A 1,455-nucleotide genomic window follows, 5' to 3' on the forward strand; every position below is an offset into this window, starting at 1 on the left:
ACGGTGTTCTTTTTACAACAACCGTTCACCCTTCTTTTCGGCAGCATCAAGAAGACGTTGCATTTCGCTAAAGCTCTTTTTATGCATCGAGGTCAACCACCATTCTTGTTTGCTTGCCACAAATTTAACGGCTAAGCGCCACCATGCCCCATCACTTCCCCCAAAAAACACAACGCTCGGTACAGCTTTTCGCCTGATGATGCCATAGGGTTTTATCAATATTTGAAGGGCACCACGAAAATCATCCAAATGAAGAGCACGCGCTTGATGCTCTAACAAAATATGTTTCACACTGTCTGAAGATAAGCGAATAAGAGAATTTTCCGCGGCAAAAACATCATCCACCTTTTGGTGCATGGGGGCAATGGGAAGAAATCCACGCGGCATATGTCCTTCAAACATCGCTTCCAAAAGCGGTGAACCCACAATATCTTCAATGGCAATGCGCTTGCGGTTTTCCGGCATGGCAGCAATTTTATCACTCAAAAAACGGCTTAAATTTTGCGCACGATGTTTCCCAGGATTCAAATGCCATCCAGGATCAATTCCCTTTGGTATCTTCTCTACTTGTCCCGTCCGCTTATTGTGCCAAATCTTCTGTTCAACTTGGAGAGGCGCTCCCCCCTCTTCATAGCCTAAATTCTCTGCTTCATAACGACTCACTTGCCGCACACTGCATTTACACCGCCAACCATTGGGCGGATAAAGCCAATCCCAAATGGGATCATCAACAGGTGCTGTAAAACCCACCCAACTTTCATGTTCTAAACGCTTATGTTCTGAACTCGACAAAGCATAGGTGAGATAGGGCAAAAACTCTTTATTATTTTGTGTACGCTCCCATTCACCTGCCGCATGCGCACTCATGGTATTCGCCCAATAGACCGTCTCTAAACGTCGCGGGCTCCCCAATTGCACCACGCTCTTTTCACCCGTTTTGGGATCACGCGCTAATTTTTTCCCCCACCAACCCTTTTCTTGTAAAAGCGGCATCAGATTTTTTTGAAACTCTTGCAAAGGAAGTTGATATTTGATGGCTTCTCCAACAGCTTGTTTAAAATCCTCTAAAATGTCATAGCCTACCGATTTTGCCACCGTAAAGGAAAAGGCATGTTCTTCGGGTGCGACATCACGCCAATCAAAGCTTGGAACAAGAGCCTTGGATTCAAAATAACGGGTAACCTCTTTGGGTGCCGTTTTAAAAAGTTCCTCATCCATGATAAGCCAGCCCTCGCGCAATCATTTGCACCTTTGCCAAACGCGCTGCTAACGCATGATGATCCATCCCACGCAGCAATTCATCTAAGCCTTTGAGGATATCCTCATAACTTTGAGCCTCTCTCACAAGCTTTTTAAAAGGCTCTAAAAGGGGTTCTAAATCCTCTTCCCAGTCGCTTAAAGCCTCTTCAGAAAGCCGATCCAATTCACCATAGGGGCTCTCACCATGCTTCTCTG

At 45.6% G+C, this 1,455-nt stretch carries 1 protein-coding gene and 1 pseudogene; both read right to left on the reverse strand.

Translation table 11 applies throughout. The annotated features are described in order from the left end of the window. Positions 1 to 12: 12 nt before the first annotated feature. Positions 13 to 1,218, reverse strand: coding sequence for a phage minor head protein (locus BN338_RS07520; RefSeq protein ID WP_039760627.1), 1,206 nt, complete (start codon positions 1,216 to 1,218; stop codon positions 13 to 15). Further along, positions 1,211 to 1,455 (reverse strand): annotated as a pseudogene (locus tag BN338_RS07525) (phage portal protein family protein); the annotation flags it as partial. The gene BN338_RS07520 and the pseudogene BN338_RS07525, both read right to left, overlap by 8 nt.

The organism is Bartonella queenslandensis AUST/NH15, assembly GCF_000312585.1.
Classification (GTDB): Bacteria; Pseudomonadota; Alphaproteobacteria; order Rhizobiales; family Rhizobiaceae; genus Bartonella; species Bartonella queenslandensis_A.

What these genes read in the sequence shown, in the direction of transcription:
- BN338_RS07520 (WP_039760627.1), bottom strand. Translation starts at nt 1,218, where the DNA reads ATGGATGAGGAACTTTTTAAAACGGCACCCAAAGAGGTTACCCGTTAT.